The organism is Pseudomonadota bacterium, from assembly GCA_030860485.1.
GTDB lineage: Bacteria > Pseudomonadota > Gammaproteobacteria > JACCXJ01 > JACCXJ01 > JACCXJ01.
In genome coordinates this window covers 1-5,946 of sequence record JALZID010000146.1, presented here as the reverse complement: position 1 = coordinate 5,946, position 5,946 = coordinate 1, and the positions used below count along the sequence as shown (strand labels likewise).

Genomic DNA, 5,946 nt, shown 5'->3' with positions numbered 1-5,946 from the left:
GGAGGCGTCCGAGCAGGCAGCGCGCGAAGGCTTGCAGCGACAGGCCGGTCAGGCGCGTGCAGAGACGGCGGCCGCCAAGGTCGAGGCCGACCGTTATGGGGCCACGGAGCGCGCCCAGACGGTCTATCGCAACGGCCTGATGTTACAGGCAAAGGCGGACGCGTTGTGGGAAAACCAATCGTACCGCGAGGCAGGAGACCTGTACGCGGAGGCGCGCGGCCGTTTCGAGGACGCCCAGGGGGTGGCCCATCGTTCGCTGCTGGAGGCCGAGGCCCAAGCGGCAGCGATCAAGGCGCGAGAAGCACGCGAGGTCGCGATCCGGGACGGCGTCGAAGAGCATGCGGCGGAGGCCTTCTGGGAGGCGGTGCGGGCCGAGCGACGTGGGGACACGTCGATCGGGCAGGGTGACTTCGCGGCGGCGCGCGACCTCTATCTGGCGGCAGTCGAACGATATGCCGGGGCGCGACAGCAGGCACAGTGGGCGCGGCAGCGACAGGTGGCGCTCGCGTCCCAGGCCGAAGCGGACGCGGTCCGGCGGGCGCTCTTGTCCCTGGCCGGTGCGGCCGAGGAGGCGGCGTATCGGGAAGGGCAGGAGGCGGAGCGTGAGGGAGATACCCACCTGGCCGCGCAAGCGTTCGAGCCGGCGGCGGCGGCGTATACGACGGCCCGGGCGTGCTTTCAGCAGGCCTCGGCGTCCTGGCAACGGCGGAGGGCCGAGGAGGCTCGGGCGCGGGCGGTGCAAGCCGGGGAGCGTTTTCCGAAAGACTTCGCGAAGGCGCTGGAGGGGTTGGCGTGCGGGGTTGCCGCGGAAGAGGCGGGAGGGTATGTCGCCGCCGCGGAGGCCTACGCAGAGGCCGCGGAGCGTTGGTCGCGACTGGAGGAGGATGCCCAGGGACTGCTGGCCCAGGAACAGGCCGGGGCCGCGCGGGAACGACTCGCTGTGCTGCGGACCCAAGCGGCCGCGTTGCGGGCCTGGGCAGGAAAGGCCTGGGCGCGTGCCGATCAGTCGGCACAAGAAGCCGAGGGCGCCTGGCAGAAGCAACGCTTCGCCGAGGCCATCGGTCTCTACGAATGGGCCCTACGCGCCTATACCGAGGCCAGTGCCGCGGCCGAGGCTGCCCGCGATGAGCAACAGGCGGTGGAGGCTCGCACGCAAGCGGAGCAATCCGAGAGCGTTGCGCGCGCTGCAGGGGCCCCACAGTTTGCCCAGGCACGCTTCGTCGAGGCCCAGGCGGCACATCAAGAAGGGACCCGCTACTTACAAGCGCGGCATTGGGAGGACGCTCGGCGCCACTACGCCGAGGCCCAGCGCCTGTACCTGGAGGCCCGGGGGGAGGCGGAGCGCGCCCGGGCGCGTACGACGGCGGAGGCGGCTCTGGAGGGCGCCCGGGCGGCGCGGGCCGCTTTGCAGCAAGCCGCCGCCCCGAAGACCTTCGCCGCGCGCATCGAACAAGTGGAGGCCTTGTTCGCGGAGGCCCAGACGGCGCTGGGCCGCGAGCGCTGGGAGGACGCCCGCGCGGGATTCGATAAGAGCGCCACCCGATTCCGGGACCTGCGCGAGGAGGCGATCGTCCATCGGGCGCGGGAGGGCGCGGCACAGGCACGGGCACAGGCGCTAGGCCTGCAGCGGGACATCGGCGCTGCGGGTGGCTGGCGAATGGCGCGCGCCAAGGGCGCCTTGGCACGTGGGCATCGCCTGTTCGAAGCGGCGAATTACGCGGAGGCCAAAGCCAGCTTCGAGAAGGCGGCGTCACGCTTCGAGGTCCGGCTGCAGGCCGCCGCTCGACGTAGGCGCGAGCCCCGCTTCGCAGTGCCATGGGCCAAGGTGCTGCCCTTCGTAGGGCTCGCCGCGCTCGCGGCCGGCGTCGCGTTCTACTTCATACGGGCGGAGCGGGCGCCGGCACCAGTGGTACCCCCGAAACCCGTGGTGCCGGAGGCGGCGCCGCCGCCGGGAGTCGAGCCCGCTCCACCGGCCCCGGAACCACTGAGGTTCACGCCGAACCCCGATGCCGGCGCGCCGATCGCGCTGGCGGAGGGGGCGTCCCAGACCTTTGCGATCGACGTCCAGGGGGCGGTCTCGAGACCCTTGCGCTATACCTGGTTCCTGGACGACGCGCCCCAGGGTACCGGACGGCAAGGCGATGGGCCGACCTGGTCGTATACGCCCGACTTCGACGCCGCCGGCCTCAAGGAAATCAAGGTCGTCGTCAGCGATGCAGACGCGGTCAAGGCCGAGATCCGTTGGCGGGTCAAGGTCCTGGACACCAACCGACCGCCGCGCCTCGTGGCGGCAATGCCGACTACCCAAACCTTGACCGTGAAATCTGGAGAAACGGTCCGCTTTTCGGTCCAGGCCGAGGACCCCGATCGCGATGATGCCCTCGCCTATGTCTGGAACGTCGACGGCGCGCGGATGGCCGAGGGGGAGCGGTTTGATCTCAAGCCGGACACCCCGGGCGCGCGCCAGCGGGTGGAGGTGGCCATCGTCGATCGGGCCGGACTATCGGAACGACGCAGTTGGGAGATCGCCGTGGAGGCGCCGCTGCCGCTGCCTCCGCTCGCGATCCGCGCGGCAAATCCCAAGCTCGCTCCGGGCCAGGAGTTAATCCTCACCGAAGGACAGAACCAGACCTTCTCGATCGAGGTCGCGGGTGGGGATCGCGCCGCGCTGGACTATGTCTGGCAGTTGGATGGGAAGAAGCAGGCGACGGGGATCCGGTGGACCTACAAGGCCCCTGCCTCGGCAAGCCGCACCAAGGAGCTGCGGGTCGTCGTATCCGGCGGCGCGGGCCCTCCCTTGGAGCACCTCTGGCGGATCCGGGTCAATCCGGCCAACCGCCCCCCGACGATCGTCGCGTTCACGCCGACCGACACGCGCATAGGAGTCGCGAGGGGCACTGCCCAGAGATTTACCGTGGAGGCCACGGACGCCGACGAGGGCGATCCGCTCGCCTATAGCTGGCTCCTGGATGGGCGGCCGCTCGCGAAGGAGAGCACCTTTGAGATGGACGTGAAGGTCCCCGCGGGACAGCACCGGGTCGAGGTCAAGGTGAGCGATAAATCGGGCCGGAGCGCGACGCAGCGTTGGACGGTTGCGGTCGCGGAGCCCGCGAGCCCGCCCTCGATCACGGCGGTGCAGCCGGCGGCCAAGCGCATCACCGCCGAGACAGGCGGCGCGTTGGACTTCAGCGCGGTGGCGAACCTGGCAGGGGATGCGCGCCAGGGCGCCGTCACTTACGAATGGCGAATCGACACCGGCCCGAGCCGCAGCACGACGACCGGGCAGTTTCGCCTGCCGCCGCTGCCCGCCGGGACCCACAAGCTCACGGTCGCCGCGGTGAGCCCGGAGGGCCTGAAGAGTGCGCCGCGCGATTGGACGATCGAGGTCAAGCCCAAAGAGACCAAGACCGCACTGGCGGAGTCGGAGGTGCGTGACTGGCTGGCGCTCTACCGGCGTGCCTGGGAGAGCAAGGATGTCGATCTCCTGATCCAGTTGGGCGAGGTCACACAAGACCGCGCCCCCCAACTGCGGGAAACATTGGCCGAATACGACGATTTCCGCGTGGAAGTCAAAGACCTGACGATCCGCGTCGATGCCGATTCGGCGCGCGTCACCTTCCGGCGCGAGGACACGATCGACGGGAAGACTCTCCCCCAGCCCGGCCTCAAGGAGCTTTGGCTCGACAAGCAGGCGAGCGGGCGCCTTACGCGGCGCAGATAACAGTGACACCCGCGGTTGGCGCCCGCCCAGGGCTTTCTGAGAGGCCGACCACTATGTCGTTGCGCTAGTACAACACGCGAAAAGCTTGTGAGGACGTGGAGGGGTCTATTATGATTGACTTACTAGGGCACGCTGTTTAGTATCGAAAGGTGGGCACGCAACAGGGTGTTGCGAAACAATCATAGCCCGCCACCGGCCATGCGCAGGGTCGACGCGTCCCGATTGGGGTCGCCGGGGGCTGGCTCGAAAGTAAAGGGGGGCATCACCATGAAGGCGCACCGAATTGCGATGGGGATCTTGGGGGCGTTGGTGTGTACGCTGGGAGCTGAGGCTCGTGCCGGTTCGAGCTTAGCGGATCAGCTCAATAACCTATATGGGGAACGCGGGATCACCCTCACTGAGGAAGCGGTAGCGCCAACCACCCCGGGGACTGGGCCCACGGTCCCGCACACCGCCCATTTTACTAGCGACAGCCTCGCGATACTGGGGCAGTTGGTGCAAACGCTCGCGCCGGCCACGGCGGACTTCCCGGCCATCTCGACGTTACCCGGTCTCAGCTATCGCTATAATCCGGACCTGCAGGCCTTCGAGCGTTCCTCCGGCTCCCTCGGCCCGGTCTATGTCGAGCGGCCCCAAACGCTCGGGCGCGGCAAGCTCGACATCGGCATCGCGTATTTGTACATCAACTTCGACGAGCTGGACGGTAACGAGCTGGACGGGCTCGCCTTTCGGGGCCTGGAGCACAACGACTGTTGTGGGGCCCCGAGTCCAGACGACCCCTTGTTCGAGATTGACACGGCCGACCTGTTCTTCGACCAGTTCGACGTCGAGTCCCACGTAGTCTCGCTGTTTGCAACCTACGGGATCACAGACCGCTGGGACGTCAATATCCTCCTCCCGATCATCCGCACCTCCTTGGAGGTGGACGCACGCGCCGTGCTGAACAATGAAAGCGGTACCGGCACCCACATCTTCGACGAGGGTGTAACGGAGGAGCGGCGCTCCATAGACGACAGTAAGACCGGGGTCGGAGACTTGCAGCTACGAACCAAATATCACCTCTTCAGCAGGGACGGATTGAACCTCGCCTCGGGGCTCAATCTGCGTCTGCCGACGGGCGATGAGGACGATTTTCAGGGGCTAGGCGATACCACCTTGACGCCGTTCTTCTCCGTATCCCAGGAGTACGGGCGCTTCGATTTCCATCTGGCGGCGGGTGTCGAGATCAATGCCGACGACACCGAGCGCAGCCGGGTACGCTACGCGGCTGGGGTGACGGCCGGGATCATCGAGCCGCTCGCCTTCCTGGTCGACGTGATCGGGAACTCCAATGTCACGGACCAGGACATCTCGGTCACCGTCCCCACCTTTGTCAATGCCCCGGGCACCTCTGAGGCCACCCCGAGTACCAGGACTGTGCCCGGCGAGCTTCGTACGGACATCGTCGACTTGGCGCTTGGGTTCAAGGCGGCCTTTCCGCATTCGCTGGTCGGCTTTGCCGGCGTCTTCGTGCCGCTGAATGACGATGGGTTGCGGGCCGACGTGATCCCCACCGCCAATATTGAGGTCAGCTTCTAGATGCGGTTTCCTTAGCGCCCTGCAGGATGAAAGGAAAAGCGGTACAGCAAATCAGCCGGGGCCAGCACCCGATACACACGGTTTTCGTAAACATATACATAATAGGTTAAGCGATCATCATCCAGGTGAGCTTGCGGTAGCCGAGCTCGGTATGCCGCTTGGGAAAGAGGCACAGTTCGATTCGCGTTCCTCCTCAGGCAGACGTCCGCTCTGCGTCCCCCTTGTGTGCTTATCCGGTATCCGCTCGCAGGCCTGGGCCATTGATCCGCTCGTAGTAACGCAAACGCCCCGACCCCAGCGCCCCCGATAATCCGCAACCGATCGGCCCGAGCGCCGCTCGGTTCTCTGCACCCATCCATCACCCAGGGGCTGCGCACGGGCATCGTCGACTGTCGATCGGTTTCAAGGCCGCTTTGGCATCGGTGTGGTCGGATTCGCCAGCGTCTTCATTCCGCTCAATGAAGATGGCCTGCGCTCCGACGCGGTGCCCACGGCTGGGCTCGAGATGAGCTTCTAGCCCGGCCGCAGCGCCTTTACCCCCATATATGGACTCCTCCGATTTGCAAGCATCTCGCTCGTTGACGGCAGAGGTCGGTAGCGCAGTTGCTCCCATATATCCGGCCTGTTGGTGAGGCCTTGGTCGCCTC

Annotated in this window: 2 protein-coding genes; both read left to right on the top strand. The window is 66.9% G+C overall.

Annotation, left to right across the window (positions count from 1 at the left end):
• Positions 1-3,721 (top strand): hypothetical protein (locus tag M3461_08105; protein MDQ3774313.1); only part of this gene is annotated, 3,721 nt, incomplete at its 5' end.
• 267 nt (positions 3,722-3,988) lie between these two features.
• Positions 3,989-5,299, top strand: a complete 1,311-nt coding sequence (locus tag M3461_08100) for a transporter (protein ID MDQ3774312.1) — start codon at positions 3,989-3,991, stop codon at positions 5,297-5,299.
• Positions 5,300-5,946 lie beyond the last annotated feature (647 nt).

What these genes read in the sequence shown, in the direction of transcription:
- M3461_08100 (MDQ3774312.1), top strand. Translation starts at nt 3,989, where the DNA reads ATGAAGGCGCACCGAATTGCGATGGGGATCTTGGGGGCGTTGGTGTGT.